15 protein-coding genes are annotated in these 17,587 nt (G+C 68.1%); 9 read left to right on the top strand and 6 right to left on the bottom strand.

Annotated elements, in window-relative coordinates; genetic code table 11:
- Positions 1-606: hypothetical protein (locus C8N38_RS18275; protein ID WP_146176311.1), on the bottom strand; the 606-nt coding region annotated here is incomplete at its 3' end.
- A 346-nt stretch (positions 607-952) separates the two neighbouring features.
- Between C8N38_RS18275 and C8N38_RS18270 the strand changes: the two genes are divergently transcribed.
- Positions 953-1,567 carry an isopropylmalate isomerase gene (locus C8N38_RS18270; protein ID WP_146176310.1) on the top strand — a complete coding sequence of 205 codons (615 nt, stop codon included), beginning with the start codon at positions 953-955 and terminating at the stop codon, positions 1,565-1,567.
- Here the strand turns inward: C8N38_RS18270 and C8N38_RS18265 are convergent.
- Both C8N38_RS18265 and xrtD read right to left on the bottom strand, forming a co-directional pair.
- Entirely contained in the window at positions 1,533-2,723 is a 1,191-nt protein-coding gene (locus C8N38_RS18265; protein WP_108028573.1) for a glycosyltransferase family 4 protein, read from the bottom strand. The two genes, C8N38_RS18270 and C8N38_RS18265, sit on opposite strands and share 35 nt — an antisense overlap.
- A 36-nt stretch (positions 2,724-2,759) precedes the next feature.
- Positions 2,760-4,364, bottom strand: coding sequence for a VPLPA-CTERM-specific exosortase XrtD (gene xrtD / locus C8N38_RS18260; RefSeq protein ID WP_108028572.1), 1,605 nt, complete (start codon positions 4,362-4,364; stop codon positions 2,760-2,762).
- Between the two features lie 459 nt (positions 4,365-4,823).
- Between xrtD and C8N38_RS18255 the strand changes: the two genes are divergently transcribed.
- Genes C8N38_RS18255 through C8N38_RS18235 form a run of 5 tightly spaced genes read left to right on the top strand, consistent with a single transcriptional unit; the run spans position 4,824 to position 9,938 of the window.
- The gene (locus C8N38_RS18255) at positions 4,824-5,600 is read left to right on the top strand and encodes a WecB/TagA/CpsF family glycosyltransferase (protein ID WP_108028571.1); all 777 of its coding nucleotides are present in this window, start codon (positions 4,824-4,826) and stop codon (positions 5,598-5,600) included.
- A gap of 3 nt (positions 5,601-5,603) precedes the next feature.
- Entirely contained in the window at positions 5,604-7,154 is a 1,551-nt protein-coding gene (locus C8N38_RS21750) for a hypothetical protein (protein WP_158272387.1), read from the top strand.
- Positions 7,151-8,116, top strand: a complete 966-nt coding sequence (locus tag C8N38_RS18245) for a glycosyltransferase family 2 protein (protein ID WP_108028570.1) — start codon at positions 7,151-7,153, stop codon at positions 8,114-8,116. Before C8N38_RS21750 ends, C8N38_RS18245 begins: the two co-directional genes overlap by 4 nt.
- Positions 8,113-8,958, top strand: a complete 846-nt coding sequence (locus C8N38_RS18240) for a sulfotransferase family protein (protein ID WP_108028569.1) — start codon at positions 8,113-8,115, stop codon at positions 8,956-8,958. Before C8N38_RS18245 ends, C8N38_RS18240 begins: the two co-directional genes overlap by 4 nt.
- Positions 8,955-9,938 carry a glycosyltransferase family 2 protein gene (locus C8N38_RS18235; protein WP_108028568.1) on the top strand — a complete coding sequence of 328 codons (984 nt, stop codon included), beginning with the start codon at positions 8,955-8,957 and terminating at the stop codon, positions 9,936-9,938. Before C8N38_RS18240 ends, C8N38_RS18235 begins: the two co-directional genes overlap by 4 nt.
- A 10-nt stretch (positions 9,939-9,948) precedes the next feature.
- Here C8N38_RS18235 and C8N38_RS18230 read toward each other — a convergent pair whose 3' ends face one another.
- A complete protein-coding gene (locus C8N38_RS18230; RefSeq protein ID WP_108028567.1) occupies positions 9,949-10,848 on the bottom strand; it encodes a capsular polysaccharide synthesis protein in 900 nt (299 codons plus the stop codon).
- Between the two features lie 74 nt (positions 10,849-10,922).
- On the opposite strand from C8N38_RS18230, the gene C8N38_RS18225 reads away from it, so the two are divergent.
- The gene (locus C8N38_RS18225) at positions 10,923-11,747 is read left to right on the top strand and encodes a hypothetical protein (protein WP_146176309.1); all 825 of its coding nucleotides are present in this window, start codon (positions 10,923-10,925) and stop codon (positions 11,745-11,747) included.
- A gap of 44 nt (positions 11,748-11,791) precedes the next feature.
- On the opposite strand, the gene C8N38_RS18220 is transcribed toward C8N38_RS18225, so the two are convergent.
- Entirely contained in the window at positions 11,792-13,141 is a 1,350-nt protein-coding gene (locus tag C8N38_RS18220; RefSeq protein WP_158272386.1) for an oligosaccharide flippase family protein, read from the bottom strand.
- A 110-nt stretch (positions 13,142-13,251) separates the two neighbouring features.
- On the opposite strand from C8N38_RS18220, the gene C8N38_RS18215 reads away from it, so the two are divergent.
- Together C8N38_RS18215 and C8N38_RS18210 are read left to right on the top strand one after the other, a co-directional pair.
- Positions 13,252-14,835, top strand: coding sequence for a hypothetical protein (locus tag C8N38_RS18215; RefSeq protein ID WP_245895798.1), 1,584 nt, complete (start codon positions 13,252-13,254; stop codon positions 14,833-14,835).
- Between the two features lie 135 nt (positions 14,836-14,970).
- Positions 14,971-16,386, top strand: a complete 1,416-nt coding sequence (locus tag C8N38_RS18210) for a mannose-1-phosphate guanylyltransferase/mannose-6-phosphate isomerase (protein ID WP_108028565.1) — start codon at positions 14,971-14,973, stop codon at positions 16,384-16,386.
- Positions 16,387-16,402: 16 nt separating this feature from the next.
- Here C8N38_RS18210 and C8N38_RS18205 read toward each other — a convergent pair whose 3' ends face one another.
- Positions 16,403-17,443 (bottom strand): replication initiator protein A, encoded by a 1,041-nt coding sequence (locus C8N38_RS18205; protein ID WP_425440055.1) that lies wholly within the window; start codon positions 17,441-17,443, stop codon positions 16,403-16,405.
- Positions 17,444-17,587: the final 144 nt, after the last annotated feature.

The following is a 17,587-nucleotide window of genomic DNA, read 5'->3' as shown; positions in this document are numbered from 1 at the left end:
CTGATCCGGCGTCTCGTCCACGGGATCGACCACATCAGGACCCCCGTCCGGCGTCTCGTCCGGGCTCCCCCCATCCGGCACCGACCCCCCATCGCTCTTCACAAGCGTCGCAGGGTCGATCGTCATCAGGGCCGCGAACTTCAGAAGAACAGGGTTCAGGACGGAAAGACCCGAGGCGGAAGACGCGATGCCCAGCCCGGTCGCAGGCTCCAGGACCTCGGCGAGATCGGGGCTTTCGACCCCGGAGGCGAAACGGGATGCAATGTCGTCAGCCGAATTGTGCCCCGTCGAGACCCAGCCGTCAGGAGAGATGAATTCCGTCTCGCCACTCAGGACCGCTCCCGCCTCGACCGCGTCCGCCGGATCTTCGCCGGACTCCGCCGCCGGCTCTGCCGTTTCGTCCATCCCCGCAGCGGGAGTGTCACCGGCCGAAGGCGTGGCGGCGTCTTCGGTGCCCGCGCCGCCCGGCGACGCTTCGGAATCGACCTTCTCGATGCCCTCGTCGCTCGCGGCGATCCCCCGCAGCACCAGGGCGCCTGCGGTCGAACTTCCGAACAGGCCCATGGCTCCGAACAGGGCCATAACAAGCTGGAGAAGTCGTCTCATCGGGCGCCTTTCAAGGTGAAGGAGACATGCGGGGATATCGTCCAGAGGGTGGTTAACGATTCACCGGAGGACGTAAAGAGCAGAGAGACGTTGGGCAAAAACCCGCTTGCGGCAAAGGCCGGCGATGCGGAATTCGGCGCAGCCTTGCCGATTAGATAAGCAAAGCCGAACAATCCAGCCGTGAAGGCCGCGACATTTGCGTTTCTGTCAACAATTTGGCTTTGTCCGACCCGAATTCGAGAATCACGGCGCGGATCGGGCGCAAGGACAATCCGCCTGTCCCCGGCCTCAGCCGAACCGGTTAGACTGGGTGCCGACGGGGATGAACTTTCGGACCGGGGGCGCCGTGCAAGACATCTATTCCTGCGTGTTCGGAACCTGGCGGCCCGGGATCGGCGATCCGACCTGGCAGGGCTGGACCACGGTCGCGGTCTATCTGGCGGTGGCGGCCCTGGCCCTGCGCGCCGCCCGCACGGCCGCCTTCCCGAAGCCGAGCGCCCGGCGCGAGCGGGTCTTCTGGAGCCTCGTCGCCCTGGCGCTGCTGCTGCTGGCGATCAACAAGCAGCTCGACCTGCAATCGGCGCTGACGGCCACCGGGCGCTGCCTGGCCAAGCTGCAGGGCTGGTACGCAGAGCGGCGGGCGGTGCAGACCGAGTTCATCGCCGCGATCGGAGCCCTGTCGCTGCTGGTCCTGCTGGGATTGCTGTGGCTGCTGCGGGGAACGCTGCGGCGCTCGGCTGTGGCGATTGTCGGGCTCTCTTTCGTGTCGGCCTTCGTGCTGATCCGGGCGGCGGGGTTTCACCATTTCGACCACCTGCTCGGGATGCCCACGCTGTTGTCGGTGCGAACCAACATGGTGCTGGAACTGACCGGTCCGCTGCTGATCGCGCTGGCGGCGCTGGGGCTTCCGCGGTCCCCGCGCCCGGTCAGGGATCGACCGCCGCCAGCGAGGCCGTCCTGACCCAGCCAGTCCGGTTGTCCGGATCGGCCAGGAAGCGGCCGACCAGATCGTACCAGGGCAGCCCGACGAACAGCCGGTCATAGGCCGCAGCCGCATGGGCGGAGATGCGGTCGTAAAGCGGCGGATCTTCCAGAAGGCGACGGATCTGGGCGGCAAGATCGCCGGGATCGCCCGCGCGAAAGATCAGGCAGTCGGTTTCGTGCCTGAGCCGGGCCTTGACCGAAGGATGGTCGCTGACCACCAGCGGCAGCCCATGGGCCAGCCCCTCGACCACGGTATTGGGCAGCCCCTCGGCATAGGCCGGCCGCGAGGGCATGACCGCGATCGCGGCCCGGCGCATCAGGGCGCGGACCTCGTCCTTGGGAATCCGGCCGGGCAACAAGATGCGGGCGCTCTCATGCGCGGCCTCGACCCGGGCCAGATAAGCGGCACGCTCGGGGCCGTCCCCGGCCAGCACCACCCGCAGATCCAGCCCCCCGCCCAAGAGCATCAGTGCCGCCTCGAGCAGATCGCCCGCGCCTTTCGCCTCGGTATGGGTGCCCACGAAAAGGACCGTCGGCGGTTCTACGAGCGCGGCATGCCGGCGTGGCGGGATGCCGGTTTCAAGCCGGGTCCATTCCCAGGGCACGATCCGGTCCCGGGCCAGTCCCAGAACCTCGTGCAGCGACCGCGAGGCCAGCAGACTGTGATTGCCGATGGCGGTCACCGCTGGCGCGGCCAGAACCCGCGACAGACGCCGGTTGCGCCGCAGCGCGGCCAGCCCGGACCGGGTGACAAGCGCGCGGGCCCGGGGCCGGGTCATCACATCCGCGAGGCAAGGCAGGGTCGGGATCCGGCGCGCGGCCGCGGCCTCGATCGCGTCGATATGGGGCAGGCGCGGCAGGAAGGCGTCCGGGCAGACCTCCTCGATCAGCCGACGTCCGAAACCGGGCGCATACATCTGCTGGAGGGACACCCCGAGGGTCCGCAGCCCGGGCGCAAGCCGCGTGTCATGCGGGGTCTTCGACAGCGTGGCGACCGTGACCTCGTGATCGGGCGCCATGGCGGCGACGAACTCCACCGTCCGTTTCTGTTCGTGATAGGTTTCGGGGCTGCCCGCCTCGAAACGGCGCCAGGCCTCCAGATAGTCGCCCGTCTGCAGGAAAAGGATCTTCATGACGAGATCCGGTCCGGTCCGAAAGTCATGAAAGCCTCAATCTTCCGGGATGAACCTGGGCAGCTGCGGGGCCATGTCCTTCAGGATGCCGTCGAGCCGCGCCGCCGCGTCGGCGTCGCTTTCCTCGGGCAGGATCGGCGTGGTCAGGCGCACCAGCGCCCCGTCGGTCCGCCCGGTCCGCAACCCGTCGACGATCAGCCAGAGCTTGGCGGCGAAGTCCCAGGCCACCTTCCGGCCCTTCTGGTCGAACCAGTAATAGACCATCATCCGGACCTCGCCCTTCTGGATGATCGCCTTGTTCAGGTGGAAGGGCTGGGCGCTGTCCAGTTCGGAGGCGACGTCGGTGCGTTCGAGCCAGGCAATCTCCCAGCCGCCCGCGGGCAGGCAGACCTCGGGCGGATGCACCCCGCCATGGCTCTGGTCGGCATACCAGGCCAGGAAGACGCCCACATAGGCGGGGCTGTCGGGGTTGACCAGGGTGATCGAGTGATAGTCATCGGCCTGCAGCGCCCGGGCGATGTCGGGGGCCAGCACCGTGGGCGGGCCGTCCTGCTGCCAGTCGCCGAACCGGCGCGGGAAGGTGACGAAGCTGTCGCGCGCGACCGCGACGGCGCCGCGATCGGGCAGCATCTGCAGCGCCCCGACCCCGGCCAGCATCAGCCCCGCGGCCGCGATCAGCGCCAGGGACGGCTGCACCAGGCGCAGCCGCAGGAATTGCGGCACCAGCCCCTCGGTGTCGAGATCGAGCGCCTCGGTCAGGCTCATCTTCGCGGGATGCAGGAACAGCATGATCCGGGCCAGGGCGAACAGGATCGCCACACAGATGATGAAGATCACCCAGCCCTCGAAGAAATGGGTGAAGCCCTCGACCCACTCGACGCCGAAATGGTCGACCATCCAGCCCGCGATCGCGATCCTGACCGCGTTCATCAGCACCGTGATCGGCGCCGCCGAGAGCAGCAGCACCGCCTTGTGCCAGACCGGCCCGCGATAGAGCACCGCGAAGATGTAGCTGAAGGACAGGATCGGAAAGAGATAGCGCAGCCCCGAACAGGCCTCGGCCACATGCAGCTTGTAGACCCCGAGGTCGATGATGTTGCCCTCGAGATAGACCGGCACCGCCAGCAGACCGAGGAACCAGACCCCGAGCTCGGAGGAAATGAACTGCAGCCAGGTGGTGGCCTTGTAATACAGCGTGTCGGGCAGCGGCAGCATGTAGACCAGATGCAGCACCGGCGGCCAGAAATGCTTGCCCGTCGACCAGCCGAAGCTGATCAGCAGCAGCCCGCCGACCCAGACGATCAGCGCATAGGCGACGATGTCGTCGATATTCGAGATCCGCCCGACCGCGCCCAGCATCAGCGCCAGCAGGACCACCAGAACCCCCGGCCAGCGATGCGGGATCTCGCCCGGGCGTTCGGGCACGGTTTTCAGCTGGCGCAGGAACAGCAGCCCTGACAGGACCGGGATCAGCGGACCGTGGCTGTATTCGGGCTTCTGCCAGGCCACAAGCAGCGCATCGAGCCCGGGCCGGAAGAACAGCCCCGCCCCCAGAACGGCCACCGCCAGCCAGAACAGGCCCAATCCGGAAAACGCGCGGCTCTGTCGGCGAGAGGACAGAGCCTCGTTGGAAATCGACATCCGGATCAATCCTTGCTCAAACTCGAACCCTGCTCAAACTCGGGCAGGTTATACCCGAAGGCCCCCTCGAATTGAACTGCGAACCGCCCGGCGGCGGTCACGGAAACGTAAGGCGAAACTACGGCGGCGGCCCTCCGGTCCGGTCGGGGAAGACGCCTTGATGACGCTTTGCGGAATTGAGGACGATCGCACCAGAACGCATCTACCGTTTCCCCAGATACAGAATGCACAGGGGGCGGCACCCCTTACCGGAATTGTAACGGACCTGATCTAAAGCAGATTCGCACTCGCCATCCGCGGCCGTTTTTCGTATGCCGAAGACCGTGTTTCCGGTCCCGTCCCGAGACGTCTCCGGGTGGCGCAACCCGGAAGAAAAGCCCCCCGCGGGCGCGTGATGGTAGCGGTGGACATGCAGCGGCAAGACACAGGCGTCCGGGGTTCGATGCAGGGGCTGCGGCGATGATGGGCTGGAGCCCGACCGGCGGCGGCACCGATCGCGCGGTCACCGTCACGGTGGCCTCGATGGCCGGGCTGCTGGCCGATCTCGAGGCCCGGCTGGTCCGGGGCGAGGGGTTTTCCGTCGCCACGCTCAATCTCGACCACGTGGTCAAGCTGTCGCGCGATCCGGCCTTCCGCGCCGCCTATCTGGCCCAGAGCCATGTCACCGCCGACGGCAACCCGATCGTCTGGCTGTCGCGTCTGGCCGGACAGCAGGTCGAGCTGGTGCCCGGCTCCGACCTGATCGGCCCGGTCTTCGCACTGGCCGCGCGGCTGGGGCTGCCGGTCGCGTTTCTCGGCTCGACCGCCGAGACGCTGGACCGGGCCAAGGAGGTGGTCGAGGCCGACTATCCGGGGCTGCGGGTGGTCGCGACCCTGGCCCCGCCGATGGGGTTCGACCCCGAGGGCGCGGCGGCCGACGCGATGATCGAGGATCTCGGCCGGTCTGGCGCGCGGATCTGCCTGGTGGCGCTCGGCGCGCCCAAGCAGGAACGCTTTGCGGCCCGCGCCGCCCCCCGCCTGCCCGGCACCGGGTTCCTGTCGATCGGGGCGAGCCTCGATTTCGTGGCGGGCCACCAGCGCCGCGCGCCCCGCTGGGTGCGCCGGATCGCGGCGGAATGGCTCTGGCGGATGCTGTCCGATCCGGCCCGGCTTGGCCGGCGCTATCTGGACTGCCTGATCGTCCTGCCCGGTCTGACCCGCCGGGCGCTGTGTCGGCGGCTGACGCGGGGAGGCTGAGCAATGGTGCCGCCGATGCTCGCGCTCTGGAGCTGGATCGTCGTCACGGTGATCCTGTTCCGGGCCCTGCGGCCGGCCCAGGCCCTGGTCTGCTGCCTGCTGGGGGCCTATCTGTTCCTCCCGGTGAAAGCCAGCTTCGACCTGCCGCTTCTGCCCACGCTCAACAAGCATTCCCTTCCCGTCATCGTCGCGGCGGTCATGACGGCCATTGTCGCCGCCCGGGTGGCAGCCCGCCCCTGGTCAACGGCCGCGCAAGGCACAGGACTGATCCTGCCGGGATGGACCCCGGGCCATCCGCTGATGCGCGCGCTCTTCATCGTCGCTGTTCTGTCGGTCGGACTGAGCGCCCTGGTCAACAACGACACGCTGGTCTACGGCCCGACGGTGCGGCGCGGGCTTGGCCCCTACGATGCCGGCTCCATGGTGCTGGCCATGGCGGTGGCACTGCTGCCCTTCCTGCTGGGGCGGCGGATGCTGGCGGACGAGGCCGGGCGGCGCGTGCTGCTCTGGGGGCTGTGCCTGTTCGCCTCGGTCTATGCCGGACTGGCCCTTTTCGAGGTGCGGATGTCGCCGCAACTCAACATGATGGTCTACGGTTTCCGGCCATCCGCCTGGATCCAGCACCTGCGCGGGAACGGCTACCGCCCGATGGTCTTTCTCGAACACGGGCTGCGGCTCGGGATCTTCCTGACCATGGCCACGCTGGTCGCCTGCGGGCTGTCGCGGATCGACCGGCGCCGGCGGAGCGTCTGTCTGCTGGCCGGGGCCTGGCTGTTCGGCACGCTGGTCCTGTCCAAGAACCTGGGCGCCCTGGCGATCGGGCTGCTTCTGGTGCCTGTGGCGCTGTTTCTCAGCACCCGGCTGCAGATCGTGATCGCGGCGGCGCTGGCCGGGACCGTGCTGTTCTATCCGCTGTTGCGCAGCGCCGATCTGATCCCCACCGACCAGGTGGTGGGACTCTTCGAGAAATTCAGCGGCGAAGACCGGGCGGGCTCCCTGAAATACCGGCTCGTGAACGAGGACATCCTGCTTGAAAAGGCGATGCAGCGTCCTGTTCTGGGCTGGAGTTCCTTCGCCCGGAACCGCGTCTTCGATCCCGAGACCGGGCGCGATCTCAGCGTGACCGACGGGGTCTGGGTGGTCGTGATCGGCGAATCCGGACTGATCGGCTATATGGGAAAATTCGGCCTGCTGACGGTGCCGATCCTACTTCTCGCGCGGCGGCCGCGCCAGGTGGAGGCCAGCACAGCGGTGCTGGCGCTGGTCTTGGTCGCCAATCTGAGCGACATGATCCCCAATTCGAGCCTGACCCCGATCACCTGGCTGATCGCCGGAGCCCTGGCCGGACGGCTGGAACCGGCCGCGGCTTTGGCTCGGGCCACCGCGGAAACCGTCGCAGATCCTCCGGCCAAGGGGCAGAAACCCCGGGGACGGGGCCGCACATCGTCCGGCGAAGACAGCGACATCCCCGGCGACAGCCCGCCGCAGCCCGCGATGCGCACCACGCCCTATACCCGACAGACCACCCTGCACAGCCGGAGCCGCCGCGGATGACCCACCGCCTTGTCGTCTCGATCATCAATTACCGCACCGCGGACATGACCCTGACCTGCCTCGCGTCGGTGCTGGAGGATCTCGACGGGATCGACGGCCATGTCGTGATCGTCGACAACGCCTCGGGCGACGGATCCGAAACCGTGCTTCAGGACTGGCTCGACGCCCATCCCGGCGTGCCGGTGACGCTGGTCCGCTCGGCCGCGAATACCGGCTTTTCGGGCGGGCACAATCAGGGCATGGCGGCGAAGCCCGCCCGGTTCTACCTGCTGCTCAATTCCGACGCGGTGCTGCGGCCGGGGTTTTGCCGCACCATCCTGGCCGCCGCCGAAGCCCAACCGGAAGCCGGGCTCTTCGCGCCGCGCATCCTGCGCGACAGCGGCGAGACCCAGGACAGCTGTTTCCGGTTCCATTCGCCGCTGAGCGAACTGATCCGCGGCGCCAATACCGGGCTTGTCACCCGGGCGCTGCGCCGCTTCGAGGTCTCGCTCGGAACAGAGCCTGTTCCGGCCCAAATCGAATGGGCAAGCTTCGCCTGCATCCTGCTGAGAGGCGAGATGACGGCCGCGCTCGGGCCGATGGACGAGGGCTATTTCCTCTATTACGAGGACGCCGAATACTGCCTGCGTGCGCGCCGTGCGGGCTGGCGCATCGCCCGGGTGCCCGAGGCGGTCGCGGTGCATTTCCGCGGCGGGTCCGGGCCGGTCAAGACGCTCCGGAATGCCCGCAAGCGGTTGCCGCCCTATTACTACGCCTCGCGCACGCGCTTCCTGTATCAGGCGCATGGGCTGGCAGGTCTCTGGGCCGCGAACCTGATGTGGCATGCCGGACGCGGGCTTGCGCTGCTGCGCCGCCTCGCCCGCCGCCCCGGGGGGCAGCCTCCGCTCGAGGGCGAGGCCCGCGACCTCTGGATCAACGCCGCCGACCCGCTCGGCCCCCGACTGGCCCCGCACGAGACATGACCCATCCCGATTTCATCATCATCGGCGCCATGAAAAGCGGCACCACCACGCTGGCGGCGCAGCTTGCGGCCCAGCCGGGGCTGTTCCTGACCGATCCGAAAGAGCCGAACTTCTTCTCGGACGACGAGATCCATGCCCGCGGCCCGGACTGGTATGCCGGGCTTTTCGCCGCCGCGCCGCCGGGGGCCCTGAAGGGCGAGGCCAGCACCCATTACACCAAGCTGCCGACCTATCCCGACACCGTGCGCCGACTGGCCGCGGCGGGCCCGGCGCCGAAGCTGATCTACATGATCCGCAACCCGCTGGACCGGGCGGTCTCGCATTACATCCATGAATGGACCACCGGCGAGATCCGCAGCGATCTGGAAACCGCGCTGGACCGGCACCCGACCCTGACCGAGTACGGGCGCTATGGCATGCAGATCGCGCCCTTCGCCGACACCTTCGGACCCGACCGGATCCTGTTGACCAGCCTCGAGGGGCTGAAGGCCGATCCGGAGGGCGAATTGGGCCGGATCAGTGCCTTTATCGGGCTGGAAACGCCCCCCGTCTGGCAGACCGGTCTGGGCGCGCGCAACGTCTCGGCCGAACGGTTCCGCAAGTTGCCCTTCCAGCGCGTGCTGGTCGACAACCCGCTGGCCAGGGCCCTGCGCCATGCGCTGGTGCCGAAGGCGCTGCGCGAACGGGTGCGGCGCGCGCGCAGCATCACCCGCCGCCCCGAACTGTCCGAGGCCGCCCGCGCCCGGCTGATCCCCATCTTCGCCGCCGACCGCGACGCACTGGCCCGGGTCTTCCCCGACGATCCGGCGCTCGGGCTCTGCTATCCGTTCCTCGCGCCATGACCCCGCCGGACCAGACCGCCCCGACAGACCTGGCCGCGGTCGTCATCGGCCGCAACGAGGGCGCACGGCTGATCCGCTGTCTCGACTCGCTGGCCGGGCGGGTGGCGCGGATCGTCTATGTCGATTCCGGCTCGACCGATGGCAGCCTCGAGGCCGCCCGCCAGCGCGGCGCCGAGGTGGTCGAGCTTGACCGCAGCCAGCCCTTCACCGCCGCCCGGGCGCGCAATGCCGGTCTGGCCCGGCTGACCGGAACCGGCCCCCTGCCCCGTCATGTCCAGCTGGTCGACGGCGATTGCGAGCTGCGCGAGGGCTGGATCGAGACCGCGCGGGCCTTTCTCGACGCGACCCCCGCCGCCGCCGTGGCCTGCGGCCGCCGGCGCGAGCGGTTTCCCGAGGCCACGCTCTGGAACGGGCTGATCGATGCCGAATGGGACACGCCGGTCGGCCGGGCGCGGGCCTGCGGCGGCGATGCGATGATGCGGCTCGAGGCGCTGGTGGCGGTCGGGTTCTACAACCCCGCCCTGATCGCGGGCGAAGAGCCCGAGCTGTGCGTGCGGCTGCGCCAGGCGGGTTGGGAGATCTGGCGGCTCGACGCCGAAATGACCTGGCATGACGCCGCGATGACCCGGTTCGGCCAGTGGTGGACCCGCGCCCGCCGCGCGGGCCATGCCTATGCCGAGGGCGCTCATCTGCATGGCGCGCGCCCCGAACGCCACAATGTCGCGCAGAGGCGCCGGGCGCTGATCTGGGGGCTGGGCGTGCCGCTGGCGGCGGCGCTTGCGGCTCTGGTGCTTGGCCCCTGGGGTCTGGCGCTGCTGCTGGTCTGGCCGCTGCAGGTGCTGCGGCTGGGCCTGCGCGGCATCGGCTGGCGGCGCGCGTTGTTCCTGACGCTTGCCAAGCTGCCCGAGGCGCTTGGCGTGGTGCAGTTCCATCTCAACCGGCTGACCGGCCGCAGCACCAGGCTGATCGAATACAAGTGACGGGCTCCGGTCAGACGGCGTCCCGCTTGACATCTGCCGCCCCGAGGATCGCGTCGAAACGAACCGGATCGAACGGCTTTTTCCAGTTCAGCTTGCTGACGGGCAGGCCGCGCCGCAAACTTTCGGTCGCGGCCTCCTCGGCCCCGGCCTGTCCCTCGAGGGCCGCCATCAGACGAAAGCTCGGCACCGCCCAAAGCCCCGAACAGCAGCGCCATTCCCGCATCAACTCCGGAGACCGGGAGACCGCGAACTGGAAGGCGTACATCACCATGAAATAGGGCCCGGGCGGGCGCCGCCGGGCGATCAGATAGTCACCGTATTGCTGCGCCCAGGCGGTGATCAGCGGATGTCCCGGCGCCGCGGCGATGAACCAGGTCGACAGCCAGCGGTCCGGACCGGGATCGCGGAACACGAAGAAGCCGGATCCGGCCAGCAGCGGCAGCCAGGCCTCCAGCGGCCGGTGACAGAAGACGGTGGCATCCGCCCAGACCCCCCCGAAGCGTTCGAGCAGCCTGAGCCGCAGGAAATCGGCCTCGTGCCGCCTGGGCAGCGCCGCGGGCAGGTCCGAAAGATCCACGAGGGCGGCCGCGGCGTCGCGATCAAGCACCCGCAGATCCCAGCCCGGATTGGCGGCGCGCCAGCTGGCAATGCAACGCTGCACCACCGGCGGCGCCTCATCTAGCCCCTGGGCCCAGTAGATCCAGACGATCTTCGGAATGGTGCCGGGTGCCCTGGGCGTCATCGGGTCGCCGCCCCGGCTGCGGATCTCGGCCACATGGGCGCGGTTCACCCGGTCGAGCCGCCGGGCGAAAACCTCGAAGGCGGGGGCTCCGGGCAGGTCCCGAAGCGCCCAGAGGGCGGTCCCGAAACCCTGACGGGCACGGCGACGGAGAGCACTGGCAAACGACACGGAAACCCCCTTCGGCGAACGCAGCTGGCCGAAGGCTAGCGGATCGCCCAGAGCGCTCCAAGCCGAACGAGAAAATGATAGGCAGGGGACCTTGCGATAGTAAGATAAGACCTATGAAAACCCATATTCACTGCGGCTTTCACAAAACGGCATCGACGTATCTGCAGCGGGTTCTTCGGGACAATGCAGAGCGTCTTTCCTGTTATCTGACGATCATAAACCGTATCGAACTGGACACTTACGATCTGCGCATGGCCTGTCTGGCCTACAATTCCGGGCGGGGCGAGGCATCGGCCGTTCGCGCCGAACTCGACCGGCTGGCGCAAAGGGTCGCCGGGTCCGACCGCCCTGTGCTGATAACCGACGAAGCCTTCTTCGGTCCTCATATCGGTCAGGACGGCGAGACCCGGCTGTTTCCCAGGGCGCATGAGGTTTCGCAGATGATGGTGGAGGCCTTCGCCCCCCATCCGGTCGAGATCCTGCTTTATACGCGCGACGAATCCTCCTGGCTCAGGAGCGTCCACAATCAGTCGGTCAAGCAGGACCGCTATGCCGGCAGCTTCGAAGAGTTCCTGGCCGAGATCGGTGGCGGTGCCGATCTCGATGCCGTTGCGGCGCGGATCGCGGCGACAATCGGACCGGAGCGGGTGAAGGTCTTCCGGCTGGAGGATGACCGTTCTCATCCGTTCGGCAGCGGCGGCGCGCTGCTGGACCATGTCGGCATTCCCCTAGCGGTTCAGCAGGATCTCAAGCGGGCAAGCGGCATCAATCAGTCGCTCGATGCCCGCCATCTGCGCATCATGCGCAGGCTGAACGGCCTGGCGCTTCCGGATTTTCTTCACGGCAGGATGCGGCGCGGGGTCCTGCGGCTGCAGCGCCGCGCCCGCGCCCCATCCTAGAGCCGCCGCAGCCCGGCTGCATCATCCGACCCGCGGGGCGCGGTTCAGGACAGAAGCTGCAGCAGGCCGTCCTTGTGCAGCCAGCAGGCATAGCCGTTCAGGGCAAGGCTCACGGCCAGCATCATCATGTCGCTTAGCGGATCGTCGGCATTGTAGAGATTGAGATACCGGGACCGCAGCGGATAGATCAGCATCGCGGCCAAGGCCGGTGCCAGAATCACGCCCACGACACCGACCGTCATCACCCCGACCAGCATCAATGCCACCTGAAGCGTCGCGGTCATGGCCGTCAGGTAGAACTGGCGCCGCGAATCCCCGACGGCGAGCAGGATGCCGCCATAGGCCAGCGAAACCAGCTGCAGCGGCAAGGCGAAGGCGAACAGCACCACCATCGGACCGGCCAGCACATAGCGGGGGTCGTAGAGCAGCTCGATCAGCAGGCCGCCGCCATAGGCCAGCGGCACAGTCATCGCCACCAGCCCGCCCACCGCCAGCCGCCGGGCCTTGAGAACGTTGCGCCGGTTCGCCTCGCTCTTCGAAGGATGGCGCATCCGGTAAAGCGGGCCGAGGATCTTGCCCAGCGTCGCCCGCGCCATCAGGATCGGCAGATTTCCGAAGAAGAAGGCGATGGTGTAGACGCCAAGCTGGTCGAGGGTGATGAACTTGCCCAGAATCGCCCGGTCGGCCTGATTCATGGCAAAGCCCGCGATGGTGCTGAGAAAGATCCATTTCCCGAACCGGATCAGCTCGCCGAACGAAGAGCGGTGCCAGCGCAGCCGGTTGCGGATCCCGGGCATCAGGGTGTGCGAGGCCACCACCATGAAGACGGTGCTGGCCAGCCCGCCCCAGATCAGAGCCCAGACCGAACGGAGCCAGAAGGCCAGCGCGATATTCAGCGCCAGCGCCAGCACCTGCGAGCCGATATTCAGGGCCGTCTGGCGGCCGAGGCGCAGATGCCGGTTGGCGGTGGCGATATTGGTCGACATGAAGCCTGCAAACAGCGCGTTCAGCGCCACGACCGGCAGCAGCTGCGCCAGCAGCGGTTCGTCGTAGAAGCGGGCGACCGGCCCCGAAATGGCGAAGGCGACCAGCCACAGGATCGCGCCCCGCAGGATCTGCACCGTCCAGGCGGTGTTGAGGTAATCCGGGTCGTCGCCGCTTTTGCTGAGAGTGATCGAGGTGCGGATGCCCACGTCCGAGAACATCTGCAGCCCGCTCATGAAGACCTGCACGATGGCCATCATCCCGAAGGCCTCGGGAAAGAGCAGCCGGGTCAGGATCAGGTTCGAGACGAGGCGAAGCAGGTTCGAGGCGCCGAATTCCGCCAGCGAGAACACGGTCCCCCGCATGGCGCGCTTCTTGAGCCCCGTTTCGGGCTGCGGGTTCTGGACCACCGGGCTGTTCCTGATATCGGCGAGGCTTTGACGGCTTCTCCTTATCAAGCGGGGGGTCGCAAGATAAAGTGCCCTCATCTCTTCGGCGCCACGGCAACACGCGAGTTTCAATGTCACGAATTGCATTTTACCGGCTTGCCGGCCTTGTCGGCCTGCTTTTCGCCGCCGGAACCCTCTACCGGCTCTTTCCCCTCGTCACGGGCCAGCCAGCCCTGTCGGAATTCTTCATGACCGAGGACGGCTACCTGATGCTGACCATCGCCCGCAACATGGCGATCGGGCTCGGGATGTCGGTCTCGGACGGCACCATCCCGACCAACGGGGTGCAGCCCCTGGCCACCTTCCTCTTCACCCTGCCCTATCTGGAAACCGGCGGCGACAAGGTGACGAGCCTGATCGGCATCCATCTGATCATGACCGCCTGGTCGGTGGCCGGGTTCTTTCTGGTCCGGGCGCTGGCAGCGCGGATCCTCGACCCCGAGGGCCAGGCCCCGGCCCTGCCCTGGATCGCGGCGCTTTTGTGGTATCTCTCGCCACTTCTCTTGCTGCACACGATGAACGGGCTCGAGACCGGGCTTTACAGCGCCATGGTACTGGCCGTGCTGCTGATGTTCCTGCGGCTCTTGCGGCGCGAGGCGCCGCTTGGCTGGGCCTGGCATCTGGGTTTCGGGCTGATGGGCGGCATCGCCTTCCTGGCCCGGATCGACGCGGTCTTCCTGCTGGTCGCGGTCTATCTGGTCTGGGCCATCGACGGGCTTTTGCTGCGCCGCGACCCGATCCGGACGGTGGCGGCCCGGATCGTGCCCTCGGGCCTGATCTCGATCCTCGTCGCCGCGCCCTGGCTGCTGAACAACCAGATCCGCTTCGGCTCGATCATGCCGGTCAGCGGCACGGCGCAGTCGATGGCGGCCGAGTTCGGCCAGAATCTGGGCGTGCTGCCGGTCAAGATCTTCGAATATTTCATGCCGATGCTGCCGGTTCCCAACCCGCTGGAAAAGACGCTGCCGGTGATCGCGATCGCCACCGCCGTCAGCCTTGGCGTGCTGGCATGGTTCCTGATCGGCGTCTTCACCCGGGCCAGCCGGCCGGTCCGGCTGATGGTGCTGGCCTATCTTCTGTTCGGGGCGATGGTCAGCGGCTATTACGGGCTCTGGTTCGGCGCGCCCCATTTCATGAGCCGTTATCTGGCTCCGCTGGCGCCGCTTTGCATCATCGCCTCGCTCTGGGTGCTGGCCGACCTGTCGCGCTGGCTTTTCCGCACGCGGGGGCTGCGCCCCGCGATCTGGACCGGATCGGCCGCGATAGGGCTGTGCGTGCTGCTGCTGGGTCGGCTGCTGCTGCCCGGTGCGCAGGAACAGGGTCACATGCAGGTGGTCGACTGGGTCGAACGGAACGTGCCCGACAGCGCCTGGGTCGCCGCCGTGCAGACCGGCACGCTCGGCTACTGGCACGACCGCACGATCAATCTCGACGGCAAGGTGAACCCCGAGGCGCTGGAGGCGCGGCGGCGTGAGGGCAACGTGCTGGCCTATGTCGTGAACAGCCGGATCGACTACATCGCCGACTGGTACGGGGTCGGCGGCTGGGCCGCGCGCGAGGATGGAGGCTTTGCCGAAACCTTCGAGCTGATCGAGCACACGAAGTCCCCGTCGCTTGCGGTGATGCGCCGGCGCGTGCTGCACGAACCGGGCTGAGGCCCCGAGGCGGCCGGGCCCCTCGCGCCCGGGAGGGTCCCGCTGCGTCCGCGCCCGGCTGCGCGCGCGGGGCCTTGCCCCGGGGCGCGTCCGCGTGTTTGCTGCCCCCAGTCAGCGGCAAGCGGGGAGCCAGACGTGATCCATCCAGTCATCCTGTGCGGCGGGTCGGGGACCCGGCTCTGGCCGTCCTCGCGCAAGGCCTATCCCAAGCAGTTCGCCCCGCTGATCGGGCGCGAAAGCCTTTATCAGCGCACCTTGCGGCGGTTCTCGGGCGGTGGCTTCGCAGCGCCCCTGGTGATGACCGGCAACGAGTTCCGCTTCATGGCGACCGAACAGGCCGCCGAGATCGGGCTGAGCGACGCGCGGGTGGTGGTCGAGCCTCTGGGGCGCGACACCGCCCCGGCGATCCTGGCGGCCGCCCTTCTGCTGGAGCGGGACGATCCCGAGGCGCTGATGCTGGTCGCGCCCTCCGATCACGTCATCGCCGACCTGCCCGCCTTCCTGGCCGCAGTCGAGGCCGGGCGCCCGGCCGCCTGCGCGGGCGCGCTGGTGACCTTCGGCATCACCCCCGACCGGCCCGAGACCGGCTATGGCTATCTCGAGCTGACCGCGCCGCCCGCGGGCACCGCGCCGGTGCCGCTGACCAGCTTTCGCGAGAAGCCCGACCTTGCCACCGCCCGGGCGATGCTGGCGGCGGGCACCTATCTCTGGAATGCGGGGATCTTCCTCTTTCGCGCCGCCGACGCCATCGCGGCCTTCGAAACCCACGCCCCCGAGTTGCTGGCGCCCTGCCGCGCGGCCATCGCCGAGGGGCAGACCGATCTGGGCTTCTTCCGGCTGGCCGAGGCGGCCTATGCCGGGGCGCGGGCAATCTCCTTCGATTATGCGGTGATGGAAAAGGCCGACCGGGTGATGGCGGTGCCGCTCGAGGGCGGGTGGTCCGATCTCGGCTCCTGGGATGCGCTTTGGGCGGCGGCAGGACCGGATGCAGCCGGGGTGGTGACCGACGGGGCGGTGACGGCGATCGATTGCCGCGACAGCTATCTGCGGTCCGAGGATGAGAGCATGCAGCTTGTCGGGCTCGGGCTCGAGGGCGTGGTCGCGGTGGCGATGCGCGATGCGGTGCTGGTGGCCGACAAGTCCCGCGCCCAGGAGGTCAAGACCGTGGTCGAGACGCTGCGCGCCGACGGGATCGCCCAGGCCGACCAGTATCCCCGGTTCCACCGGCCCTGGGGCTGGTACGAGACCCTCTGCCTTGGCACCCGCTTCCAGGTGAAGCGGATCATGGTCAAGCCGGGCGGCGTGCTGAGCCTGCAAAGCCACCATCACCGTTCGGAACACTGGATCGTGGTCTCGGGCACGGCCGAGGTCACCATCGGCGAAGAGGTCCGGCTGGTGACCGAAAACCAGTCGGTCTACATCCCGCTTGGCACCGTCCACCGGATGGCCAATCCGGGCAAGCTGCCGATGTATCTGATCGAGGTGCAGACCGGGGCCTATCTGGGCGAGGATGACATCGTCCGCTATCAGGACATCTACGACCGGACCTGAGCCGGCCCCACGCGGCTCAATCCTCGGTCCGGCGCTTTTCGATCCAGGCCAGGAAGGCGCGGTCGGGCTGGCGGATGCGGGGCCGGCCGCTGGCGGCCCAGACCCCGCGCCATTGCGCCTCGAGCGCATAGACATCGGCGCCGGGCATCCGCGCCCGCGCCGTCTCGAGCGCCTCGGGCGACAGCACCGGGGGCGGGCCATCCGGCCCCGTCCCCCGCTCGATCACCTCGTCGCGGCGCCGCACGCAAAGAATGTCGCCCGGCTCCTCGGCCAGGCGGTATTCGGGCAGCCGGTCCTCGCGCAGGATCTCGCGCACCATCGCGCGGAACACCCGCACCGGGCTGGCCGATCCGGTCTTCTTCCACAGCACCGGGATCGAGATCCGCCATTCGGGCTGACGCCCGCAATGCTTGCGCGCCAGCTCGTAGATCCGCCGCTCGAGCGGCTTGCGCAGCTGGAAATAATCGCGGCTGAGCGTCAGCACCGATTTCGCCAGCACCGCGCGATAAAGCCATTCGCTGAGCGTGACCGAGACCGAGACCATCCGCCCGGCCCGGGTCCGGCGCACGATCTCCCAGCTGTCGATCAGCCCGAAGCCGGTCGTCGTCTCGACATCGCCGGTGGCGATGTTGGTGGTGATGCGGGTCCCGACCAGCCGCTCGAAGGCTTCGCGAAGCCGCTTGTAGCCGTCGCCGCTGGTCTCGCGGTTGGTGGCCAGCAGCAGGTCATGGGCGGTCAGCGTCAGATGCCGCGAGGTCGGCCTTCCGGCATTCAGCGCCGCCATCAGCTGGCTGATGCAGAAGATCAGGATATCGGCGTCGAAGATCGTGGCCCGGCCCCGGACCGAAGGCGTGATCGTCACCCGAACCCCGTTATGTTCGTAATCGAGGATCCGCCGGTCGGGCCGGGTCGACAGCGAAAACAGCGGATGCTCCATCGCCGCGATATCATGCTTGGGGCTCGGCCCCAGAAAATCGCAGACGAAGAAATCGCCGATCGCGGCCGCAGCCATGCCGCCGCCGGTCTGCCCGCCCGGTCCCTGTTGAACTGCCCGCATCGCCCTTCCGATCCCTGTTGCCGGGATTCGTCGTTTCATTGACGCCCAGACTACTTATCCACAAACCGCCCCGTCCAGCCGCAGATCGTGGCTTCGGAATCGCCCGGACGTGGGTTCAGAGTCGGTCTTTCGGGGGTTCAGAGT

Source organism: Rhodovulum kholense, assembly GCF_003053725.1.
In the GTDB taxonomy this organism is placed as follows: Bacteria; Pseudomonadota; Alphaproteobacteria; order Rhodobacterales; family Rhodobacteraceae; genus Rhodovulum; species Rhodovulum kholense.
This window is presented reverse-complemented; position numbering and strand designations above follow the sequence as displayed.